Annotated in this window: 13 protein-coding genes, 3 tRNA genes and 1 pseudogene; 13 read left to right on the top strand and 4 right to left on the bottom strand. The window is 40.9% G+C overall.

The features are described 5' to 3' along the window. Nucleotides 1-4 precede the first annotated feature (4 nt). The 4 genes from ACU6U9_RS22440 (at nucleotide 5) to ACU6U9_RS22425 (ending at nucleotide 13793) form a co-directional block, all read left to right on the top strand. On the top strand, nucleotides 5-12010 hold the full coding sequence (locus tag ACU6U9_RS22440) for a hypothetical protein (RefSeq protein WP_446737171.1): 12006 nt from the start codon (nucleotides 5-7) through the stop codon (nucleotides 12008-12010). 144 nt (nucleotides 12011-12154) lie between these two features. Continuing rightward, complete coding sequence (locus ACU6U9_RS22435; RefSeq protein ID WP_446737170.1) at nucleotides 12155-12628, top strand: regulatory protein RecX; 474 nt, start codon at nucleotides 12155-12157, stop codon at nucleotides 12626-12628. A 214-nt stretch (nucleotides 12629-12842) separates the two neighbouring features. Continuing rightward, nucleotides 12843-13136, top strand: a complete 294-nt coding sequence (locus tag ACU6U9_RS22430; protein ID WP_446737169.1) for a hypothetical protein — start codon at nucleotides 12843-12845, stop codon at nucleotides 13134-13136. A gap of 93 nt (nucleotides 13137-13229) precedes the next feature. Next, nucleotides 13230-13793, top strand: coding sequence for a CBS domain-containing protein (locus ACU6U9_RS22425; RefSeq protein ID WP_446737168.1), 564 nt, complete (start codon nucleotides 13230-13232; stop codon nucleotides 13791-13793). Nucleotides 13794-13837: 44 nt separating this feature from the next. Here ACU6U9_RS22425 and ACU6U9_RS22420 read toward each other — a convergent pair whose 3' ends face one another. The 4 genes from ACU6U9_RS22420 to ACU6U9_RS22405 all read right to left on the bottom strand — a co-directional run bounded on the left by ACU6U9_RS22420 (nucleotide 13838) and on the right by ACU6U9_RS22405 (nucleotide 16605). Next, nucleotides 13838-15136 (bottom strand): NAD(P)/FAD-dependent oxidoreductase, encoded by a 1299-nt coding sequence (locus ACU6U9_RS22420; RefSeq protein WP_446737167.1) that lies wholly within the window; start codon nucleotides 15134-15136, stop codon nucleotides 13838-13840. Nucleotides 15137-15279: 143 nt separating this feature from the next. Continuing rightward, nucleotides 15280-15666 carry a hypothetical protein gene (locus ACU6U9_RS22415; protein ID WP_446737166.1) on the bottom strand — a complete coding sequence of 129 codons (387 nt, stop codon included), beginning with the start codon at nucleotides 15664-15666 and terminating at the stop codon, nucleotides 15280-15282. A gap of 184 nt (nucleotides 15667-15850) precedes the next feature. After that, nucleotides 15851-16300, bottom strand: a complete 450-nt coding sequence (locus tag ACU6U9_RS22410; protein WP_446737165.1) for a hypothetical protein — start codon at nucleotides 16298-16300, stop codon at nucleotides 15851-15853. Nucleotides 16301-16401: 101 nt separating this feature from the next. Further along, entirely contained in the window at nucleotides 16402-16605 is a 204-nt protein-coding gene (locus ACU6U9_RS22405; protein ID WP_446737164.1) for a YgaP family membrane protein, read from the bottom strand. Nucleotides 16606-16823: 218 nt separating this feature from the next. Here ACU6U9_RS22405 and alaS point away from each other — a divergent pair. The 9 genes and pseudogenes from alaS to ACU6U9_RS22360 all read left to right on the top strand — a co-directional run bounded on the left by alaS (nucleotide 16824) and on the right by ACU6U9_RS22360 (nucleotide 25191). After that, nucleotides 16824-19452, top strand: a pseudogene (gene alaS / locus ACU6U9_RS22400) (alanine--tRNA ligase). Between the two features lie 147 nt (nucleotides 19453-19599). Next, entirely contained in the window at nucleotides 19600-20826 is a 1227-nt protein-coding gene (locus ACU6U9_RS22395) for an aspartate kinase (protein ID WP_446737163.1), read from the top strand. Between the two features lie 256 nt (nucleotides 20827-21082). Further along, nucleotides 21083-21268, top strand: coding sequence for a carbon storage regulator CsrA (gene csrA / locus ACU6U9_RS22390; RefSeq protein ID WP_446737162.1), 186 nt, complete (start codon nucleotides 21083-21085; stop codon nucleotides 21266-21268). Nucleotides 21269-21344: 76 nt separating this feature from the next. Further along, nucleotides 21345-21434: transfer RNA gene (locus tag ACU6U9_RS22385), tRNA-Ser, on the top strand. 96 nt (nucleotides 21435-21530) lie between these two features. Then, nucleotides 21531-21607: transfer RNA gene (locus ACU6U9_RS22380), tRNA-Arg, on the top strand. A gap of 76 nt (nucleotides 21608-21683) precedes the next feature. Next, a tRNA-Arg gene (locus ACU6U9_RS22375) sits at nucleotides 21684-21760 on the top strand. Between the two features lie 292 nt (nucleotides 21761-22052). Continuing rightward, on the top strand, nucleotides 22053-22634 hold the full coding sequence (locus ACU6U9_RS22370; protein WP_446737161.1) for a hypothetical protein: 582 nt from the start codon (nucleotides 22053-22055) through the stop codon (nucleotides 22632-22634). A 122-nt stretch (nucleotides 22635-22756) separates the two neighbouring features. After that, nucleotides 22757-23965 carry an IS256 family transposase gene (locus ACU6U9_RS22365; protein ID WP_446737160.1) on the top strand — a complete coding sequence of 403 codons (1209 nt, stop codon included), beginning with the start codon at nucleotides 22757-22759 and terminating at the stop codon, nucleotides 23963-23965. A gap of 596 nt (nucleotides 23966-24561) precedes the next feature. Beyond that, the gene (locus ACU6U9_RS22360) at nucleotides 24562-25191 is read left to right on the top strand and encodes a YjfI family protein (RefSeq protein ID WP_446737159.1); all 630 of its coding nucleotides are present in this window, start codon (nucleotides 24562-24564) and stop codon (nucleotides 25189-25191) included. Nucleotides 25192-25197 lie beyond the last annotated feature (6 nt).

Raw genomic sequence — 25197 nt, 5'->3', positions numbered from 1 at the left:
CATTATGGCTACGGTAATTGATGATTTTCTTGAGAAAGTGCAGCTTGAGTATAATGCGAATCTAAAAACGATTACGCTGGGTGTTGATATTAACCAGCTAGTAGCCGATCTTTTAGAATATGCACAACAAGGCAATATGCCATTGATACAGGCGAATGTTGTATCCACCTCTACTCAGGTAACGATTACTGGGAATGGCTTTTTTGATAATTTAGGCGGTGAGGAGAACGGACAGCAACATGTTATTTTGATTGCTGATTTAATTAATGGAGGTTTAGGTCTTACCTTAACGGCTACACCACTTCAAACGGTTAATCTTAAACAAATATTCTCCGACCTTGCTGGCACCACTCAAGCTGAAGGTATGTACTTAGAAAATAATGACTCTCTATTTTATCAGCTTGATTATGAAACTCCGCAGTGGTTACTTACCGATATTACACCGGAAGAGGGTGTTGTTTACCCATCTATTGGGTTAAATTTTTCAGCTGATATAAATCTTAATAATCAATTTACACATATCGTCAATTTGACGGGTATTACAACGGTTCGCCTTGCTGGCCCGGTTTCTTTTCCTCGTGGCGGTGATACTCAGCTTTATCTTGATGCTGTCATTGCAGGCTTTTCAATGGCGCTGGGCACGATGAAAATGAATGACTTTCATTTGCTCATTCGTACTGTCTATTACTCCGATGACGCTTCACAAAATTTTACGGGAACTATTTTTACGGGTGTATTAGAAATAAGCGAAAGTGTGACAGCACGCATCGGTGTTGATACCCAGTTAACCTCATCAAGCGACCCGTCAGCTTCAATTTGGGCATTCTTTTCAGATTTCAATAAACCTTTAACGCTTTCAGATGGCTTGTCGGCCCTATCGGGGTTTGTGGGTGGCAATGCTAGTAATTTTGATATGCCTGACTCCGTTAGAGTATTGGGAGACTTTGGTTTAACCAGTGTTAATGTGGGTGTGAATCCTTTTGACCCTACAGATATTGAATTTGTATTTTTAGAGGTCGGTTCTGATAAGGTTTGGGATCCTCCTATTCCCTATGTAACCGTAGAGGACTTATTTGTACAGTGGCAAATACAACGACCATTTAATAATCTTACCCGCAGTCAATCGGGCGGGGTGGGTGGCAGCTTAGTATTTGGTAAAACAAATCCCGTGCACCTTGATGTGGTGGCTTTAATACCTGAATATATTATTAATGCGAATTTACGTGATGGGGATCAGATCTCTGTAGTGGATGCGTTATCTGAGTGGTTTCCAGATGCGGGTAATTTATCGCAAGACTTAATAATTGATGATCTTCAAATAGTTGCCAATTTTGATACCAAGGTTTATGAATTCGAAGGGAGTATACGACCGGTTCCCGCTTTTACGCTGAACCTTATTATTACTGAGTTGACACTAGATCGTGTCACATTAAGCACAAATTATCGTCAAGATAAACTGTATGGCACGGTGATGGCCGAGCTGCAGCTTTTTAATGCCCCTTGGGTTGTATCCGCATCTTATTTACCACCGCTTGATACTGGCTCAGGTAATTGGAGTTTTCTGGTGCAACTTGCATCCGGCAATGTAGTCGCATTGAGTGATCTGGTTGCGCAGTTCTTAAATTTTAATCCTGCTGATATTCCGGCCGTGAATATGACCGAATTGTATTTTAAATATAATTTGTCAGATTCTACGTATGATTTTAAAGGTGCGGTGGCGGGCAGTTGGACGCTGGATATTATTCCGGGTAAGCCTGCATTAAATGTGACAGCTGCAGTAGCTGTCTCAAGTTTTGTTGAGAACCAGCAAACAAAATATAAAGGAGAAATTGATGGCACTCTGGCCATTAATTCTTTAAACGTAGGTGTGGGTTATGCGTTTGATCCTACTAACACAAATTATAGTTTTATCATTGCTTATAAAAAATTAGCACTTTATGCCACGCTAAGCCGTACTACCAAAAAAATAGATAATGTAAATACGACCGTTAGTATTTTAAAAGTTAATTTAGGTGACTTATCGGTCGGGGATATTATTGAATATCTAGTAAATTTGGCGAACCCATATTCTACTTTTCAACTTACGACGCCTTGGGATATTCTGAATTCACTTAATTTTAAAAATCTACAATTGGTTGTGGATTTAACAAATAATACCGTTGGTGTCGAGTACCGGTTCGATCTTGAATTACTCTTTATTTATATCGAATCAATCGGTATTACTTATATTAAACGTAGCGATGGAAAAAGCGGCGTAGTAGTAAGTATTAAAGGCCGCTTTCTCGATATTAGTTTTGGTGATGAAGCAGGCGAGGATGACTTAACATGGGATTTATTGAATGATCCCGCCCCCGCAGTACCTGGTCGAGGTAATCAACTCTTTGATCTTAAGTACCTAGGATTAGGGCAGCATATTTCAATGACGGACTCTGCCAGTTTTGAATCGGTAGCGGATGTTATCGATGCATTAGAGCTAAACATGCTGCCTGTCGTTAATGATAATGAAAACCCTTTAAGTCAGCCAGCACAACATGGTTTGGTTTTTGATCAAGATAGCCATTGGTTATTTGGTACTCGTTTTACCATACTAGGCGGCATTGATTTCTCAGCAGTATTTAATGACCCCTATTTATATGGCTTATTACTGGAATTAAGTGGCGATGTGTCCGGTTCATTGTCAGGTTTGAAATTTGAATTATTGTATAAACGCATTACAGATAATTTAGGTGTGTATAAAGTTGTATTGCGTGTACCAGAAGCGTTTCGTCAATTAGAATTTGGCGAAGTGTCCGTCACGTTACCTGTTATTAAAGTTGATATTTATACCAATGGTAATTTCAAAGTTGATTTGGGCTTTCCTACGAGTGATGATTTTACAGAGTCGTTTGGCCTGCAGGTTTTCCCATTTATCGGCAAAGGTGGTATTTATTTTGGATACTTAGTGGGTGTCGCATCAAAAAGCGTTCCTAAAATCACCAATGGTGAATTTTCACCTGTTATTGAATTAGGCTTAGCGCTGGCTATTGGTGTTGGTAAAGAAATTAATAAAGGGCCGTTACGTGCTGGTTTATCTTTAACCGTGCAAGCAATATTGGAAGGTTCGTTAGCGTGGTTTCATGCGTATAACGATGACAAAGAGGTAGCACAGTATTACTGGGTACGCGGGACAGCAGCCATAGTTGGTAAACTGTACGGGGCCGTTGATTTTAAAGTTATTAAAGTGAGTGTATCCGTTACTGCAAAAGCCAGTGTCACACTCACTATTGAAGCCCATATGCCCTCTGATGTGTACCTAACGGTTGAGGTTAGTGTTAAAGCCAGTGTTAAAGTATTGTTTGTACGCATACATTTTAGTTTTAATTTGGATTTAGATTTATCATTTACAATTGGTAGTCATTCCTATGCGCCCTGGGTGGTTAATCCTGACGCGCCATTGCCTCATAGCACTCAATCAACGTTACGCCAGAACCATGCATTGCCATTAGGGCGTAAACAAAGTCTACATAAACGCGCTATACACTCCTTAAATCGATTGCAATGGCATACGCCTTTGAATCGTATTCCGGCCAAACATTTATCCTGTGATATGAATAAAGCTATAAAAGGTCGATTACGCGAACATCATATTGAAACATCAGTAATGAGCTTTCTTGCGGTCACTAAATATCTAGTAAGCCCAACACCAAGCCTTAATTGGGAACCGGTGTCAGTTTTTAATGAAATTCAACCCATACCGGTTTTAGTTTTACCTATGTTATCGGTTGCACAAAACAGTGATTTATTACCAGAAGATCGCGGTGAGGGTGATGTGTCAAATCAGGTTGTTTTAACATTTATGGTTGAAAATGGTATTCACCCTGATGCAAAAAACTTAAACGCGCAGAGCTTACAAAGCGCTGACCATGCTCACAGCACCAATAGCACAGAAAGTTTGCCTTTCAATTTATTAATTGAAGGTATGTTAGCTTGGTCTATTACAGCGATGATGAATGATTCGACGGTCTTAAGCGGCAATATTGATCGTGGTGAGCTACAAACCCTGAATATGATTTTAAATAATACAGATATAGAAGGTGATGGTTTTAGTATTGCCCAATTGCAACAATTTTTAGATAAAAATTATCTTTTTTCTATTGGCAGCTTTACCGCAGATACCGCGCATGTAAGTTCCACCAGTGGCACATTTATACCAGTGCTACCTCCTTTGACCTTAATACAAACGGGTCGTCCTGATATTGATTTTTCAAGCTATCGTGAAGTTGGGAATAAATACGAAGATGCGGTAGCGGAATATTTCTCACAAATGGAAATTAATTACGGTGTTGATAACGCGGTCGATCCGTTTTCTTTACTGACGGTTACACCTAGTTCCAATAGCCCAGAATCGCTTGCACAAATGGTGCAGCGTGATTATTTCATGATGGTTGCACGTAATGGAGCGCAAACAGCATTAGATTTAATGGACTCTCTACCTATGCCTGTATTGGCAGTAGATAGCCTTGCAAGTATTGCCGACGAATATTCCCGCATCGAAATGCAACATACAGTGGTGGCTGGTGAAACCGTTGTCACTCTTATGGAAACATATGATATGACTTTAACTCAGCTAAAGGATGTCAATCCAAGTATGAATTTTGATATTCCTCTTTTACCTGGAGTCATCATTATGGTACTTGAAGGCCCTACTGTTAATAGTATTGTAGATGCCAACCGTCATTTATCCGGGTTATTAAAGTCCGGTTCAATATTGCGTATTGACGGCGCTAATATCCAAGCAGAAAAAGAAATAAGCTTGAATGATATTGCTTCGAATATGGGTGTTAGTTTGTTTAATTTGGTATCAAACAATACACAATCAAAAAAATTATTGGCACAAAATTATGAATTTATATTGCCTGCTTTTACTTATCAAAGTGTGATCAATGATACTTTGAATTTTGTAGCGGCTTGGTTATTGGTGCGTAATGGCGAAATCCCAGCAGTAGAGTCTCAGCAATGGTTCTCCCTCGATTTTTTCGCTTGGTATGAGCAAGCGATAGCCGCACTTAATTATGAAGGTAATGATTACGTTGATTTTTCAAAAGAAATCTCAGTGGGAACGACCATTCTTGTACCACCTGTTTATTTACAGTCAGACTCATCACAGGCATTAACGTATATTAGCCGCGATGGCGACACCTTAAAACAAATTGCGGGTTATTTTTCCCTGATGCAAAACCCGACGCTTGGCTTTACTCAGTTTCGTGATCAATTATCCGTGACAGGTAGCCCTACATTTGAAGCTGTTTTACCAGTAGGTAGCGAAATTGGTGTACCACAATGGCAGCATCGAATTCAGAATATAGATTCATTTTCATTATTCACTGCTTCATTAGGCTTGGAAATTGATCAGATTATGAGTTCGCCATCGTTATCTGAAAGTGATTTATTACAAGCCCTTGCGGTAGTGAGTCTGCCCTTGGTGGAGTACACAATTCCTGATGCACAGCAAACGTTTGCAACGGTGGCATCAACATTTAATATGGACTTAGATGCATTAGCTCAGTCGATTGCGCCGCAAACAGGTTATTTTAATGAGTCCATTATTAAGGTGCCAAACGTTGCGACACTGCCCGTATCAGACTTGCTACTGCTGGTGAAGCAATACACGAATGAAGCAGCATCAACGTGTTCACGTTTTATGTTGCATGGTTTACGCTTGCCTTTACCCCCAGAGGATCCAAATACTGCACCGAATATGGAAAGCTTATATGGTATGTATGAGATGATCGGCCAACAAATTTCTATTGATCAATTTACATTACCTTATACGTTTTCTTTTACCTCACAGGATACCGTCAGCGACCCCATATCACCTAGCGGCATCAAACTCTTTAACACATACTTGGTTCAAGAGGGCGATACGCTAGCGTCTTTACTCGTGCAGTATCCAAATTTATTAGAGTATAATCCGGGTCTTGTTGCTGCAGATATTAAAGCGGGTTTATTGCTGTTTGTTACGTTAGTCGATGAGCTAAGTATCACAATTGATCAGACGTTCTTAGATGCTAATAAGGCATCACCTAACCTAAATTTACAGTGGCAAAATCCGGTATCAGCATTGCCGTTATCCGAGTCTAATCCGGTGCGGCATTCGTTAACACAGCCTATTCATTGGCAATCCCCCACAACCCCACCATGGGCAGGACAAGTAAGTAATGACAATGCTTCGCCGGGTGAGCCTACTTTGTGGTTATTTCCTAATAAATTATTAACAAATATTTCTAAACCAGTATGGGCTGCTAACAACTATCAATTGTTACTTGGTGACGTTGACGACTCGGGTGTTATGATAACTAGCCCGCTTGATTATTATGATTGGGCAACTGTGGTTGATGTCGCTATACAAAAAGTACCCGACACACCAGAACCCATTGACGTTAGTCAGTCCGTAAGCCAATCCCCACAAGGTAATACAAGTGGATTTTTATCACATACTTATCAGCTATTAGCAGGAGGCAACGGTACACAACAAACATTATTAAGTTTGTGGCAATACATCATTGATAATCCCGCAGAAGAAGCTGCACAGGTTGCATTACTTATTACGCCGAGCAATCAAAGTGATAACCCATCAGGTTTTGAATCACAAACGCTAGATCCGAATAAAACATTTGTGATTAAGGGCAATCTTTCCACATTATCAACAAGTGGTGGTAGCGGAGCAGTAACAGCAAAAGAGACATCGTTATTACGTGATGTTAATGGCGCACCTGTGGCGGCTTCTATCGACAATGTAGGTCAATTTTTACAAATGTTGTGGGAAGCCAGTGTTGTGGGCAGTGGTGGATATTTTCTTAATTATATTGCGGCAGATCAAGGGTTGCCGGCTGATATTTTTGATAACAATAATATAGCTAATTTACGTGTATTAGTGATATTGCCTTCACAAAGTGCACAGGTGAATCCGGTGCGCTCGTTTTATAATTTTAATAACTGTGCAGTCATGGGTGATAATATCACACTGGATTCGGCCAATGTATTTGTTGAACGCATTGATGGTTCTGAAACCATTACTGCGTCTACCGTACCTGCCGGTGTATATGCATTTGAAGGCAGTCTTTTAAATCCAGGTACAACACAACTGGCAATCGGTGCAGATGAATGGCGAACTAAAACATTATATAGCATGCTGGGTTACTCAATAGAAGGAGGTGGCCAATTTATACAAAGCAATGATGCCTTACCTGTCGGCCCAGCTGTACCACCTGAAAACCAGCAACAATTTAAACAATCGGCTGATGATGACGACTACCCTTGGTATTACCAGCAAAGTATTCCTGCTTATGAATTTGTCACACACTATAGCCTTTCACAAGCACCGCACTTACCTTTGGCGCATCAAAATCCTTACGCAGGCATTGCGCCTAATGCAAAATTAGCGGTTGATTTTTCAATGCATGATATTTATGGCAATGTGCTAACGCCACAGAATTCAATTGATAACTTGTCGTTGGACATTGGTTATACGGATGATCTTATTGCGGTATCGCAATGGCCGGGGACAACAAGTAGCTATGTGTTTACAGCTGATCCTTCACCAGTAAACAATGCAAATGTACGTTTAACATTAGCACTTCAAGTTGCAAACTATGTTATTGGTGCGGGCAGTAGTTATGCTGTTGCTCATAGTTGCGTGAGTGCCCATAAACTTAAATACAGCCAAATTTATTATCAGATAGAGCAAGCAGGTGTGAGTCTGTCTCTGATTAATTCTATTAAAGCAAATCCAGACTCAAGTGATGGTAGCTTTGCGTTAAACGTAACCATAGCGCGCCAATATATACAGTCGGTGTATACGTTTTTGTCTGCTGCTGCAAACATTATTCAGGCGTCTGCAATAGTATTAGATACTACCACGAGTTTGAATCGCCTAACCTCTACGTATCCCGTGACGGTATCTGAGCTTGGCAGTGTCAATCAGTATAATAATTTGGTAACACTTTTTGCAGACGTTCAAATACCTGCTTATACCGTATTTCCTCAACAGGGAACATTGGCATCGGTTGCAGTTAAAGCTGGGTTAACGGCTGCAAATATAGCTTCGCAAAATACAACCGTGGCTTTAAATGTCGGCGTGCAATTGATCACTCCTCTTCGCCAGTTTGATACCGAAGCGCATCAAACATTATTAGAGATAGCCACTAGGGCCTATACCAGTGTAGAAAATATCGGTATCAGTAACGCATCTACAAACGGTATTTTAACGGAAGGTGCAACAGTCGCTGTCGATGGTGTGACATTGACGGTGCAAAATAATGAAAACTTAAATGACTTAGTCACACGGTTTGCAGCGGAAGACGTTATGACTAATCCACAAACCATATGCGCGTCTAATGAAGCCGTGAAAAGCTTGATTGTTGATAGTAGTCAGCTCAACACAAATGTTTATGTTGTCCAAGCCGGTGATAATTTCGCTAAAATAGTAACCATGTTTACGCACTGGAGCGTTGATCAGCTAGGAACCGATTCACAATCTGTACGTAATATCTTTGTACAAGGTGCAAGTCTTTATTTGGGAGTAGGGACTTCTATTATTCCGCTTACTGGAGGTAGTTTTGCGTCCTATGCCTCTACGTATAATTTAACGGTAGAGCAGTTGGCCGAAGCGAATAAAGATAAAATACTGATAAACGGAGCATCTGTTTTATTACCCAATATGGCCGCGATTGATTCAGGTAGTGGTACTATTTCTGTGCCTTATAGTATTCCGCTGGGAGAAAGTTGGAATCATATTACTTCGAATCTAGGTTTAAATGACGCTGATGCAGTGGCGATGATGACCGCAAATCAATATACCCCTAATGTATTGAATGCCAATATCACGATTACCATTGGGACGGATTCAACCACTACAGGTTCAGATTCAACATTCTCTACAGTCTTAGCGGCATTAAATGAAAATGGCGCTCAATACGGATACGCCGATCTTTCGTTAGTGATAAAAGATGTTCAAAATTTAATGAGTGAGTGGGGGTGTTTAGCGGTCGCCATGCCATTGATTCCAGCGTCAAAATCATGGAACGATACAGCCGCTTATTTTAACGTTAAACCGGACTCGTTAGCGGTTGCCAATGCGGCTATGCAGCATCTTATTCAAGCCGGTCAATTAATTAGTATTGATGGTGTTGATGTTAGTACGGTATCTGGCGATACGTTTGCTAGTATTGTTGCCCGTTTTCAAGTAGAAAAAAATATAACGATCTCGATTGAACAAATCATAGCGTCTATTGGCAACGAATCTGCCTTTTTGATTTCAGGCAGTCCTGTAATATTACCGCCAAAAACAACACACTTAGACGCAATCTTGTATTCAAGTATGCCGGATCCTATTACTTACCCTTCATCTGTGTTTGAAATTAATACCCAAGTGATATTTGCACGTCAGAGTGACGAGTTACACCCTGACTTCTCTCCTGGATCGGCAGTTCAACAAGTGACAAGCAGTATCGCTCCACAACTTGGAGTTGATAACACAGGCAGCTACAGAGCAACCGGTTTTGCCTTAACCACTGAAACTATTTTCAACGGTTTAAAAGTAGCCGTCGGCCATGATATGGGGTCACAGTCGGCAAGTCATCTGCCTCATTTATTCGCCGTTAATTTTGCTTCTAATGGTTTCTCTCAGGTTTCTATTACGCCACAAGCCCCTGCCGTATTTGCAGTGAAACCGATTGTGAATAAAGAAGTGAGCGTTTCTAATGTGGCTGTTAGTCCTTTAAATAACGACGCTACCTTAGGAGTGGCGGTGCAAAAAGATTTTAAATCGGTCGATTTAGATTTATATGCCCAAGACTTAATGGGTGCCATAGAATGGATTTTATCTGCTGGTGCTGCGATACCCAGTTATGAACTTAATTCGACAGCTTATGAAAATATCATGGCGACAAAATCATTATTAGCCAATACGATTTCTCAAGGTTTAGCGGCTGTGTTAGAAGGGACAGACTCTTCGGGCTTACCTAATGCACAAGAGCGTTTACGACAATCATTAATGACTAACCTCAATGATGGCTTTGCAGTGAATGCAGTATTGCAGTACCCAACAATGGCACACTCGTTAGCATCGACTCGTGCTAATTTGTCAGGTAAACCCGTATCTGTTTTGAAGTCCAAATCACCTGGGGAGACCGACGGCGTATTTACATTAGTGTTAACGGCTACATCTAGTTTTGAAAGCATAGAATCCTTTTTTGGGGTTGACCTTGCCGATATTGTTGAGCAATTGTCGATTGTAACACCCCTTTTAAAAGTGGGAGCTACTTTGTACTACCCTGATCACGAGGCTTTTGTTGTACCCGATGAAAGTACAACTCTAAATGATGTAGCACAGTTTTTTGGCTTAAGTGATGCCACGCAAGTGGCACAATATAATCGTCAGATCCCTGGATTATTTGTGGCCAATACCGAAATATCCATCACGATGCCAGTCCCTGATTTTACGATTAGCAGTGGTAAAGTTTCATTAGATAGTGAGTTAGGGTATGTAAACTTTTTATTGACGGTGCCACAAGAAAAACATCATAAAGCGTTGTTGATGAATTTAGATTACCAAATTAATGAATTGGAATATGATATTACACCCGTTCAAGGCAGTGGCGGATTTTCTAGTTCTCAGTGGTTAAGTTTTGTCATACCCATCACAAACTTGAATAAACCCGCTGCGGTTGGTACCACGATGCTAGGGCAAGCAGATATTCCAATGGTATTGCGTGCTGTACCCGAGTCACCAATATTTAAAAATCAATCATTTGATGTTGGTGTTAAAGATTTACCAAGTGAGTTCCCTGATAATTTATTAGCGGCTAAGCGCTGGGTTTATCACCTTGAATTTGAACAAAATGTAGCGGCTCAAGATAGCAGTTTTATCATGGTTAATGTAAACCAGCTTGCTGTTGATACTCAGTCTGAATTGTTATCCCCAGAGCTAATGAATCTATTTAGAGATTTTGCTCAATTTAATACGGTGTATGCTTCGCTGCAAAACATATTATTAGACCTACTTGATCCTGCTGCTGTTTTATTGAAACAGCCGGTTTTAATTAATGCACTCAATACCTTTGATAGCTTGGTCGCTAATATTGCCCAAAGTTGGAGCGCTTATTGGACACATACCAATAACACTGCACTTGGACGAGTAGGGGGCGTCGAAGAAGAGCGTTCATTTGAAGTTATCCAAGTAGTGGATCCTCTAGTGATGCCGATTACATTACGGTCGTTAATCTTAACCTCTAAAAATAACAACGATGGTTACCCCTATGAGCAATACCCTGATATTGGTATTTGGGATAACGAAACACTCACCTACTTACCACTGATCAAGTTGCCAGTCGCGCAGGAGAATCCTACAGAGGTTGTCTATAACTACCCTGATAATATTAAAGCGTTTATGTTGTCTCGTTATCGTTATGGATTTAATGATCTAGACGCAGTAGACCAACAAAATATTTGGGCACAAATGGTGGTTAAGCGTAATCTTGAATTGTTACCAGCAAGGGCTGCCGAGGACGAGTTTGTGTATCAAACACCCGTCGTTAGTTTTTTGAAGGCACTTTATCCTGCGATGGTGAGAGAAGATATTATCAATACGCGAACCAATGCCACAGAAACACTGTCACAAGCCTTAACTTCAATATTTGATAACCTATTAGGGAATACGCCTGACGGGTTTTATGTAAAAACCACGGTGCGTTACGGTTATACTTTAGCTGTTCCTTCTGAAGCGTCTTCTAATACAGTTTTAACTGATCAAGCCATAACGAGTGAGCTACCGGTGCTTTATTGGCCTAAACGTCTTTATGATGCCAATTATCAAACGACATTACTGACTTCGATTGATACGTGGTTTAGCCACCATAGTCCTTCTCAAAATAATGCGGCTTATATTTTCGAGGTGACAGTTTATTCAAACCTCAATCCCAATTTGGCTCAGCCAGTGTTAGTACTTGACCGTGTCGCTTTTCCAATTTAGTTCTAGAAATACAGACTATTAGCTCGTGCCAAATCAAATGGCAGCAGGTATTATTGTTATGACTAGTAGCGTTGTGGCTTGTGGACTTAAGTCTTTCAATCTAAGTTTTCGGGTTGTTGTATATTTGAAAGTGGTTATGTATCTATGTTTCAGAGTAATAAAAAAAAGCCAGCGCAATTACTTGATGAAAAGGGTTTACGGCATAAAGTGATTGAGTTATTAGCCAGACGTGAATACAGCTATGGTGAACTTGAGCAAAAATTAATACCAGTTGCAGAAAATGAAGTGGCCATCTATACCGTGCTCGACTGGACGATAGAGATGGGCTTACAAAGTGATACACGATTTACTGAAATGTTCATTCGCAGTAAGGCGTTATCGGGTTATGGCCCTGTACGTATCCGTATGGAACTTAAACAAAAATACATACCAAGTGATCTTATTGAGCTAGGGTTTGATGAAATACAAGATCAAATCAACTGGTCTGAAGAGGTTGATCGCTTAATTGAAAAGAAAGCCAAAAACTTAGATTTAAGTGATATGAAGAATAAAAATAAAGTTATGGGTTTTCTACAGCGTCGTGGTTTTAATTTGGATCAAATTTTATGCTGGATTTGATCGCCTTTCAGAAGATTATACTTAGCCCCACTTTTATTACTGATAATCATATTAATCTTACTTCAAAAATAGACATCTGGGCGAGCTTAATCCTTTGGCTTTAATCATCAGTATTATTTTGATGAAACGTAATGAAGAGTAAAGATGTGGGAATACTCTTGATTTCAGTTTAGATAGGCCCAATATTGACTACATGAGTGAGGGGCTGAGTCGAATGAAGCTTTTATTATTTACATTATTATATTCGTTTTCTGGCATATTGTTTGCCGGTAACTATGTTGTTTCTGATGTCGCTATAAGTGAATCACTAAGTGCTGCATGCGCTAATGATGCTCTGACAGCCAAAGGAGATAAGCAAGATAGCAATGATGTAGATGATGTTAAAAGCCAGCAGATTGACACTCATTTATGGACCTTTCATTTTATTCAATTAGTGAGTGTTTACACTAAAACCAACCGTCAATTCCACTATTTCTATCATACTCGCGCACCGCCTTTCATCGCTTAAGCATCAATATATTTTTTATTTAATTGTAAGTACGGCCTGCATTTATTAATTGTGCAAGACTCTGTGGGCCGTAAAAATGTGTATATGAGGTTTATGATGAGACATTTAGAATTTAGCGAAATGGATAAGGTTAATGATTTTTCTTGGCCTGTCGAAAAAAATGATATTTCTATGGCATCGCCTGCAACATTGTTTTTTACTGATTTTGAAAAGACAGAGCCATTGGTAGTAGATGCATCTACCAGTGCAGACTTAGCAAGGCTTTTAATGTTAAAAGCGCATGTTAAGTTAAAACTAGTGGTTGATAGTGATTATAAATTCCTAGGCATTATTAGTCTTGAAGAGGTGAGTGATCAGCGTATTACGGCACAAATGACTAAAAATATTAAGCGAGAGGATATTACCGTTGCTGATTTGATGGTGCCTAAGATAAAGGTTAAAGGTTTTGATTTTTCTGACATTGCGCATACCGATATAGAATCGGTTATTTATCATCTAAAAGATAATGGGCAGCAGCATTGTTTAGTTTTGGACAAACAAACAAATAAAATAAGAGGGATATTCTCTGCAAGTGATATATCTAGAAAGCTTGGATTACCAATCAATGTGCAGGATAAATCAAACTTTTACAGAGTCTTTTCGGCTATTGCATCTTAAAATCTCAACCAGAGCATAGCGCGGCTATGCTCTGGTTGAGCCGTTTAATGTAATTTTAAACGGGGGCGAATAATTTTATTGATGCGTCCAGATAAACTCATTAATGCCGTTTTAAAATAGCCGTGCAAAGCCACTTGGTGTAAGCGATAAAGCGAAACGTATACAATGCGTGCAATTTTTCCTTCTACCATCATGCTGCCACTGCTTAAGTTCCCCATTAAGCTACCAACGGTACTATAGCGGCTTAAGTTCACTAGTGACCCCTTATCTCTGTAAACGTAATCTTTTGTGTCCCGTGCTTCACTAATACGGACTAGATTTTTGTAAACATGAGATGCCTGTTGGTGCGCAGCTTGCGCGCGAGGAGGCACAGGGTTGCCGTCTTTTTGTAGCATAAATGAACAATCACCGATTGCAAAAATACTGTCGTCACGAGTAGTTTGTAGAGACGGCTTAACCAAAAGTTGATTGGCTCGGTTAGTTTCAAGCCCAGATAAATCCTTCATCCAGTCAGGGGCTTTTACGCCCGCTGCCCAGATTTTTAATTCGGCTTTAATTAGATGACCTTCGTTTGTAATAAACCCGTCTTCTGTAACTTCTTTGATGAACGTATTTGTTTTAACTTGAATATTAATTTTTTCTAATTCGCGATGAGCCGCAGTTGATATGCGAGGGGGCAGTGCGGGTAAAATGCGATCGCCGGCTTCAATAATACTGACCAGTAGTTGATCTTCACCTAACTTATCTAAACCATAAGCAGATAACTCTGATGCAGTGTTGTGCAGTTCAGCCGCTAATTCAACCCCAGTGGCGCCCGCGCCAACGATGGCAATATTTAATTTATAATTGCCTTTTTGTGTTGCGGTATTATTTGCCTTTAAATATGTATTCAATAACTTTTGGTGAAACTTATCAGCTTGTGCGCGACTGTCTAAGAAGGAGCAAAACTCTTTAGCACCCGTTGTGCCGAAGTCGTTGGTTTGACTTCCTATGGCCAAAATTAAAGTGTCGTACTGTAAGCGGCGCTCAGGTAATACTTCGATCTGGTTCTCGTCATAAATGGGAGAAAGAATGATCTCTTTTGTATTACGATCAAGATTACTCATTCGTCCGATATGAAAATAAAAATGATGATTATAAGCTTGTGCTCGATAGCTAAGCTCATCTATTCCGCTGTCTAAGGAGCCTGTTGCGACTTCATGCAGAAGGGGTTTCCATAAATGAGTATTGTTCGCATCTACTAGTCGAATGTTTGCATGACCACGCTTACCAAATGTGTCGCCAAGTTTGGTCGCCAGCTCTAAGCCGCCGGCGCCGCCACCTACAATGACAATGTTTTTCATGGGGGAGTCCAAATAAAATAGTTTTAGAATGAACCCAGAGTTAGACTCATTCTAGAAATATCTTCGATGGTTACAATTGTAGCTCAATTGAAGCCCGCATTATAAACAATGGCTACTATTTCACAAACATGACAGAAATGAATTTATTTCACGAATTCAAAAACAACACAGGCAATAAGGAAGGCAATAAGGCCACTTACCCATATTTTATTTTCACGCTTAAATTCTGGTGCAGGCTGTTGCGAGTCGACCATTTGACCAAGCATATTTAGGTCATCCGAAGAAACCCATGCTCGGCAATAGCGATCACCCGTAAGATTGATTCTTATTTTTGAGTGTTTCTTTTTGTTTTGGCTTTCTTCAATTTCATAATTGAGTACTTGATCAGGCCCAATACGAAATTCGTTGTGGCGGTTGAATGGTTGCATGTGGGCTAATACAGTTATGCCGTCAATGCTTTTAAAGCACCAGTTCCCTGAACCTAAATGTCCCGATACAACTTCAATCACGCAAATACCCCAATAATCCACAGGCTACACAATATACTTAGAATAGTGGCTGAGAATAAAATAATTTTTTGAACAAGGCGGTTTAATTGCTTGAAATTCAAGTGGGCACGAAAAAACGGCTCATTAGCAAAGGGCCCCACTGCAAAACTAATCATGAGAAGCAATACACAAAGGGTCAGAGTGATACAAGCAATCACAGTCATCGTTACATGTCCGTTGGTATAGCAAGCTGAACTTCAGCACCGATAATTTTGTCTTTTTCGTCTCTGAATATCTGCCCTTTGACCGATGCGCTGTTAGATCCAGGCTTTACATCGAAAAGGTTTGGCAACAGAGTGCTGGGTAAAATACTGCCAGATTCTCCATTGGCAATTTCAGTAGAGCCCTCAAAATCAGGTTCGTAGCTTAAGTTGAGCTCTTCACTTGGTAATAGATTTTGCAGTTTTTCATCGAAAGTTTCTTCGCTTGTGTCATCAGTTGTAGGTTCACTTGGTGTATCTGACTTAAATGAGGAAAAGACGCTAGCGGTATCTTGGAACAAAGCTGCAGATTGTTTGGCCCAGTCATCAATGTGCTGTTCGGGGTCAGTATTGCTTGAAAATAGGTAAACTGCAGCCAGTGCACTCATAATCAATAATACAAAAAATACTTTCACAGATACCCACAATTTTCAGTTCGACAAGCCTCCATTATGAGTGTTGCCATGCTGTGTTTCAATAGAACAAGTGTGAGTAAATGTAAGCTATCACTCAGTTTTTAGTTAAATGCCGGCCCCGGAGAGACACCTAAGGCTTTTAACGTTTTTGCAAGAGGACAAAAACCAGTAAAAGCAGCTTGAAACATATTGATGCCGACAAATGCAGTGAACCATAGCCAGTTTTGGTTGTGGACTTGTGAAAGCCCAATGCTGAGTAAAATAAAGACACCGGCAATCGCAAACACAAGACGATCAATGGACATGGTTAGCTCCTAATATTAACTTAAGTATTATCTAAATTAGTACTTACTAATATATATTGCAAGATTATTTGCATAAAAACTGAAAACTGGATTTTCATTTCCACCACTATTCGCGGTCAGCTCTCGTCTGGCGTGAGGATTGCCGTTATACTAGCGCCCTTTTTTATTTATAATAATCAGCACTTAGCTCAATGCAGGTGCAGCCTGATGGACGAAGTATGAAAACCGCAGAAATAAGACAATCGTTTCTTGACTACTTTGCAAGCAAGCAGCATGACGTTGTTGCCAGTAGTTCTCTCATTCCAGGTAACGATCCTACATTGATGTTTACCAACGCGGGCATGAACCAATTTAAAGATGTGTTTTTAGGCCAAGATAAGCGCCCTTACACGCGTGCAACCAGCAGTCAGCGCTGTGTGCGAGCAGGTGGTAAGCATAATGACCTCGAAAATGTAGGCTATACCGCACGCCACCACACCTTCTTTGAGATGCTGGGTAACTTCAGCTTTGGTGATTATTTCAAGCAAGAAGCCATCAAGTTCGCATGGGAATTCTTAACCAGCAAAGAATGGTTGGGTCTACCAGAAGATAAGCTGCTGGTGACAGTTTACGCAGACGATGACGAAGCTTTCGATCTTTGGCACAAAGGTATGGGGTTGCCAAAAGATAAAATTATCCGCATAGGCGATAAAAAAGGCGAAAAATACGCATCCGATAACTTCTGGCAAATGGGTGATACCGGCCCATGCGGCCCTTGTAGTGAGGTTTTCTATGATCATGGAGAGCACATTTGGGGTGGCAAGCCAGGCACGCCAGAAGAAGATGGCGATCGTTTCATCGAAATCTGGAATATTGTTTTCATGCAGTATAACCGTCAGGCCAGCGGCGCTATGGATCCGTTACCTAAGCCGTCAGTTGATACCGGTATGGGTCTTGAGCGTATTTCTGCAATTATGCAGGGTGTGCATGCAAACTATGAAATTGACTTATTCCAAGGGTTAATTAAAGCCGCTGCAGACGTAACGGGCACCAAAGAATTAAGCAGCAAGTCTTTACTCGTAATTGCCGATCATATTCGTTCATGCAGTTTTTTGATTAGCGATGGTGTTATGCCGTCAAATGAAGGGCGTGGTTATGTACTGCGTCGAATCATTCGTCGTGCTTTGCGTCACGGTCATATCTTGGGTGCAAGTGACCTTTTCTTTTACAAGTTGGTGTCGGCATTAGTAACAGAAATGGGTCAGGCTTACCCAGAGCTTGCCAAAAATCAGCCTCATATTGAAAAAATTCTAAAACTAGAAGAAGAGCAATTTGCCAAAACCCTAGATAACGGCATGAAGTTATTAGAAAGCGCAATTGCCGATTTGAAAGGCGATACGATTCCCGGCGAAACCGTTTTTAAGTTATACGATACCTACGGCTTCCCTGTTGATTTAACCGCTGACATTGCCCGTGAAAAAGATTTAAAAGTAGATGAAGCAGGTTTTGATGCTTGTATGCAAGAGCAACAAGAGCAAAGCACGTGCGGCCTCTAACTTTAAAGTGGATTACACCGACACATTAAATCTTGACGGTGAAACCGATTTTACCGGTTATGACAGCCTCTTAAATCAAGGAAAAATCATCGCTTTATTTAAAGACGGCACACAAGTGGAAAGCTTGGCCGCTGGTGATGCGGGTATGGTGGTATTAGATAGTACGCCTTTCTATGGTGAATCAGGTGGGCAAGTTGGCGACAAAGGATTACTAACCGGCAGCGGTATTGAGTTCATTGTGACCGATACCACAAAAGAGCAGAAAAACCACTTACATCACGGTGAAGTGAAGACAGGTACCTTAAACGTAGGCGATACATTAAGTGCCAGTGTTGATGAGCATAAACGTCAGCAGACAGCGCTTCACCATTCGGCGACGCATTTATTGCACGCAGCATTACGTGAAGCATTGGGCGAGCATGTGCAGCAAAAAGGATCATTGTGCACATATGATCGACTGCGTTTTGATTTTGCCCACTTTGAAGCCATGACGGCACAAGAAGTATCAGCCGTTGAGAAAAAAGTGAATGAACAAATTCGTATCAATACACTCGTAAGTACAGAGCTTATGGATATTGAAGCGGCAAAAGCGAATGGTGCAATGGCATTATTTGGTGAAAAATACGATGACGAAGTGCGCGTATTAAGCATGGGCAGTGATGGCTTTTCGGTTGAGCTATGTGGCGGTACCCATGCAAAACGTACGGGTGATATTGGCTTCTTAAAAATTGTCAGTGAAAGTGGTGTTGCAGCGGGTGTGCGCCGTGTTGAAGCTGTGGTAGCCGAAGCGGCATACGATTACATCGCCAACATGGAAAGCACCATTACGGCCATTGCGACCCAAGTAAAAGGCAATCGCGATAGTGTATTGGATAAAGTAGAGGCGGCGGTGAGTAAAAACCGTCAGCTCGAAAAAGACGTACAACAGCTTAAAGCCAAGTTAGCATCGGGTGCTGGTACCGATTTAGCCGCAGGCGCAAAACAAATTAATGGCATTAATGTATTAGCGGCTCAATTGGATGGTGCAGATGTACCGGCCATGCGTGGCGCAATGGATCAATTGAAAAACAAATTAGCCAGTGCCGTTATTTTGTTGGCCAGCAGTGAGGGTGACAAGGTCACCTTAATTGCGGGTGTCACAAAAGACTTACTAGGTAAGGCAAAAGCCGGCGATATTGTAAAAGAGTTGGCTCCTTATGTTGATGGCCGTGGTGGCGGTAAGCCTGATTTGGCGCAAGCTGGTGGTAAAAAACCAGAAGGTATTCCGGCTGCATTGGCTGCATTTGAGCAGTGGGCAGAAGCAAACCTGTAAAACATGGGCGGTTTAATAAAAGAAAGACATCTTTTTTTGATTAAACGGTTCTTATGGTTTGCTGAGCTATTTTGCATAGTTCCAATACGGCGTTAATTAGTGTCTAATTAGCGCCCAAATTTTGTACCCTTATGAGAGCCTGAAACCATGGCATTGTACGTACACAAATACGGTGGCACCTCGGTAGGTAGCGTAGAGCGAATCGAAGGCGTTGCTAAGAAAATTAAAAAATTCAAAGATGACGGTCACGATGTTGTGGTTGCGGTCAGCGCCATGAGTGGTGAAACCAATCGTCTTATTGAGCTTGCCAATGGCATTACTGACCAGCCTACACCTCGTGAGATGGATGTATTGGTCAGTACGGGTGAGCAAGTTACAATTGCTTTATTAAGCATGGCATTAAATAAACTGGGTGTACCTGCTCGTTCGTATACGGGTTCTCAGGTGAAGATATTGACAGACAGTGCTCATATGAAAGCACGTATTCAAGATATCGACACACAAAAAATTAAAAGTGATCTTGCTGAAGGCCGAGTCGTTATTGTTGCAGGCTTCCAGGGTGTTGATGGTGAAGGTAATATCACCACACTTGGTCGTGGTGGCTCGGACACTACAGGTGTGGCGTTAGCGGCTGCGCTAAAGGCAGATGAGTGCCATATCTACACGGATGTTGATGGCGTATATACAACGGATCCTCGTGTTGTTGAAAAAGCCCGTCGCATGGACAAGATTACTTTTGAAGAAATGCTTGAAATGGCCAGCCTTGGGTCGAAAGTATTGCAAATTCGCTCTGTGGAGTTTGCTGGTAAATATAAAGTGCCACTGCGTGTTTTACACAGCAGTAAAGAAGGCAATGGCACCCTTATTACAATAGAGGATGATGAATCAGTGGAACAGCCAGTTATTTCCGGAATTGCGTTTAACCGTGACGAAGCCAAATTAACCGTATTGGGTGTGCCTGATATTCCTGGTGTGGCGTCTAAAATTTTAGGGCCTGTGAGCGCTGCGAATATCGAAGTTGATATGATTGTGCAAAATGTGGCGGCAGATAAAACCACTGACTTCACTTTCACCGTACACCGTAATGATTTTGTGAAAACAGAATCAATATTACGCGAAGTGGCTCAAAGCTTGGGTGCTCGTGAGGTATCGGGTGATAAAGGCATTACTAAATTATCGCTGGTGGGTGTTGGTATGCGCAGTCATGCTGGTGTTGCTAGTAAAATGTTTGATGTTTTGGCGCAAGAGAATATCAATATTCAGATTATCTCCACGTCAGAAATTAAAATATCGGTTGTGATTGATGAAAAGTATCTAGAGCTGGCCGTGCGTGCATTGCACACAGCCTTTGGACTTGATGACAACGATAAGTAAGTAGTTAAGAAGAACGTCAAGGATTAGGCACCTTCTAGTAAGAACGCGTTGGAAACCCATCGCACCCTAGGTCGTCGGCCAGTAAGCCTCTAATTTAGCGCTTTCCATAACTAAATATTCTGGAAAGGTTCGATATGAGGCTTTTAATTTTTCAAAGCTGGTCAATAATAAATCTTATGGATGCTCGTTTTGTATACAAAGCGGGGATTAAAGTGGTCAGCGTAAGCTGTACTGATCACATGTTCAGGAGAATAGAATGCTTATTTTAACGCGTCGTGTTGGTGAAACTCTTATGGTTGGTGACGAGGTAACAGTCACTGTTTTAGGGGTTAAAGGTAATCAAGTTCGAATTGGTGTGAATGCGCCAAAAGAAGTCGCTGTTCACCGTGAAGAAATTTACCAACGTATCCAAAAAGAAAAAGATCAACCGTCTGAAGACTGATTTTGCGCTAATGTATTAATTTCATTGAAATTTTTCTTTTAATTTCTCTGTAAAGTGGTAACATACGCCGCGTGTTGGAGAGATGGCCGAGTGGCTGAAGGCGCACCCCTGCTAAGGGTGTATAGGAGAAATCTTATCGAGGGTTCGAATCCCTCTCTCTCCGCCATCACAACTCTTTTTATTAATACCTTCGAGTAAAAATAAAAAGTGGCGATAGTTGACTAATATTTTAGTTTATCTATAATTCGCCGCCCCAAACGATGCGCTCATAGCTCAGCTGGATAGAGTACCTGGCTACGAACCAGGCGGTCGGAGGTTCGAATCCTCCTGAGCGCACCATCTTTTAGAACAGTAACTGATTCTGTTTTCAAGAGAGTTTGAAAGGTTATTTAATAATCTTAAATTTATCAGTCTTGCGCTCATAGCTCAGCTGGATAGAGTACCTGGCTACGAACCAGGCGGTCGGAGGTTCGAATCCTCCTGAGCGCACCAGATTCAAGAAAAACCCAACTTTAATAGAGTTGGGTTTTTTTATGCCTGAAATTTAACAGTAGGAAAAATTCGTGCTCAGGTAGGACAAGAACCTCCGGTAGGTTTGATCCGAGCGAAGCGAGTGTAGGCTCTAAATCGACTTTGTAACTTTCTTATAATTGTTGGTGCTATGGATTTAGATTGTAGATAATGAGTTTTTAGTACCTTGCAAGGTAGGGAAGCTTGCAAGGTCTTATGAATAAAATGTTATGTTTGAAATAGCTAGAATTTGAATTACTAAATAGGAAGAGGCATGAAAATTAGAATTGGACTCATTACTGCGGCATTAATTATTTTACAGGGTTGTTCTGCTGCATTAGTACCTTACACAAGTGACCCCGATAAGAAATTATCCTACGCATACTCTCTGATGAATCAAGGGCGCATACATCCGGCAGAAAGGCTTGGAAAGGAATCACTCAATGATTTCACTGAGCTAAATAATGAATTTGGAATGGCCGAATCACACGTGTTTTTAGCTAGTTTGTATAAAGGAACTGCAAATGCAACTAATCCAAAGTTTCATGTTAAGTTCCCTGATCACGACCCTAAAAACGGTAAAGCAATTTTACACGCAACTAAAGCGATTGAATTATTCACGAAATTAAATAAATTAATGCAAGTATCAAAAACTCAATTTGTATTAGCAAACTTTTATCTAGGACAAGAGTTAAAAGAGAAGGGTTGTAACCTCTATGATGCCAGTATAATCAATTACAATAAGGGGGTCGCATTAGACCCTAATACGGGATTTGCTATAAACAACCCAAATTTCAAAAACTTCCCGGATATGGTTGCAGCTTTCAAATTAGATTATTGCAATCAAGGGAGTTAAACATAACAAGGCCATCTACGGGATAAAACCCGTAATGGCAGGCGTTAAATTTAAAAGAGGCTGTAGATAAATCTGTGTAACTGCTTATCATCAAAGCCAGAAATGGCTAAGGATAGGCATCAATGAACAAAGAAGCACTAGAAGCCTTTGCCCGCGAAGCGGCAAAGGGTATTAAAACAGAACAAGACCTTAATGAATTTCGTCAGATGCTCACTAAAGTGACAGTTGAGCGGGCTTTAAATACTGAGCTTGATGAGCACCTTGGTTATGAACGGAATGAAGAATCCTCTAACTCCAATAGCCGCAATGGCACCACCAGTAAAACTTTACGCACCGAAGATGGCCAGTTTCAACTAGATACCCCTAGGGATCGCGAAGGCTCTTTTAATCCTAAATTAGTAAAGAAAAATCAGACTCGGTTTACCTCGATGGACGATAAAATTTTATTTTTATACGCCCAAGGCATGACCACACGAGAAATCGTTAAAACGTTTAAAGAACTGTATAACGCAGATGCCTCTCCAAGCCTAATTTCAAAAGTCACTGATGCGGTCATTGAAGAAGTGATTGAATGGCAATCTCGTGAATTAGATGCGGTGTATCCCATTGTTTATCTTGATTACATCGTGCTTAAAATTCGTCAGGACAAACAGGTGATCAATAAATCAGTTTACCTTGCCTTAGGCGTCAACATGGAAGGCCACAAGGAGTTATTGGGCATGTGGCTATCTGAAAACGAAGGGGCTAAGTTCTGGCTAAATGTTCTGACTGAGCTGCAGAATCGTGGTGTGAAAGACATTCTCATTGCTTGCGTGGATGGCCTGAAGGGCTTTCCAGATGCTATCAATGCCGTCTATCCAGAAACGCAAATTCAGCTGTGCATCGTGCACATGGTGCGTAACTCAGTGAAGTACGTTCCTTGGAAAGATTACAAAGCCGTCACCGCTGATTTAAAGAAAATTTACCAGGCCGCGACTGAGGAAAGTGCCTTGCAATCACTGTCTGATTTTAGTGAGAAGTGGGATGGTCAATATCCACAAATCAGCCGATCTTGGCGTAATCACTGGGAGAATTTAAATACGCTTTTTAACTATCCTGCTGATATCAGAAAAGCCATTTACACAACCAATGCCATTGAATCTCTGAACAGCGTTATTCGAAAAGCGACGAAAAAACGAAAAGTATTTCCAACAGAAGAGTCGGCTAAAAAAGTGGTTTACCTTGCGGTACGACAAGCTTCGGAAAAGTGGACTATGCCGATAAGAAACTGGAAAACGGCCTTGAACCGATTTATGATCATGTTCGAAGACCGTTTGAAAGATTACATTTAAAACTGGCGGTTACACAGAATGGCTTACATCCTCTACTTAATCCCCTGCATTTTGTCTAACGTCTAACGTCTAACGTCTAACGTCTAACGTCTAACGTCAAATCACATGTCCAATACCCTAATTAACGCCAAGCCAATCAAGTATTAGGATTACCTCCCTCAAGCGCTCAAACACACTAACTGCCAAGCCTTCAGATTTTAAACGGCCTGCACAGCATGCGGCTCTTCTTTTTTAAGGTAATTCTCAATTTTGCGGCCCGTTCGTTCGCGGAAATACAGATAAAGTGTGTTCAGCAGTTTCTGAGTAATCAAAGCGATATCAGGTCATAGTCTGATCTGTATCTAACAGAATTCCGATGTCATCATTGGGGTTGCTGCATTCTTGTATTAATCTATTCGGCCTGAAAGCGGGTGTGGCCTGCAATGATCAATTATCTGGCAGGCCCTTGTGAGTTCAAATCTGTGAGGCCTTTTAGATTGATAGTGGTGTATTAGCCTGTAGAAGGTTGGATTTCCTCAAAATGAGTGTTCCATGTAACATAGAAAACATTACATGTAATACTTGCTATGTTACATGTAAGTAGGTAAGGTGGGCCTATGAATATTAAATCATCAGCACATTATCAGCGTGAGTATCGCAAGCGTTTACGAGATCAAGGTCTAGTAAAGAAGGAAGTTTGGATACTTCCGGAGAATGCGCGGCAGTTGTCTTTTTATGAAAAGCGATTGCGTGAGCTCATTAAGGGAAATGAAAATAAAGGGGTAGAAGATATGATGGTCAATGGAAGTAGGTGGGAAACACCTAGTTTGTATAAAGCATTGTCTGAAGACGTTTTGTTTCATTCAGGTAAGGCGAAAGTTGAGCTGATTGAAGGCGTTGAGCAGGCGTTGTATATAACGATGGGAGAATATGGTGATTTACCCGTTTTTTTGACGGTATCCGGTGATCAACTCGTGGTAGAAGCTGTTTTATGGCCAGTCGCAGAAGTTAAGGACTTGGATGCGTTCAATGATGCCATTTTAAGAACTCAAAAGTACTTCCCTTTATCGTCTATTAGTCTGGATGGCGTTGAAGGAGACAATGATTATTACTATATGTTCGGAGCATTAAGCTCAAAATCGTTGCTGACCAATGTTGTTTTTGAGATTGAAATGTTAGCCACCAATGTTATACAGGCAGCTGAAGTGTATGGCGAATTCTTAAGCGAAGAAATTGAAACCGTGTAATAACCA

The organism is Pseudomonas sp. HK3 (assembly GCF_052920985.1).
This window is presented reverse-complemented; position numbering and strand designations above follow the sequence as displayed.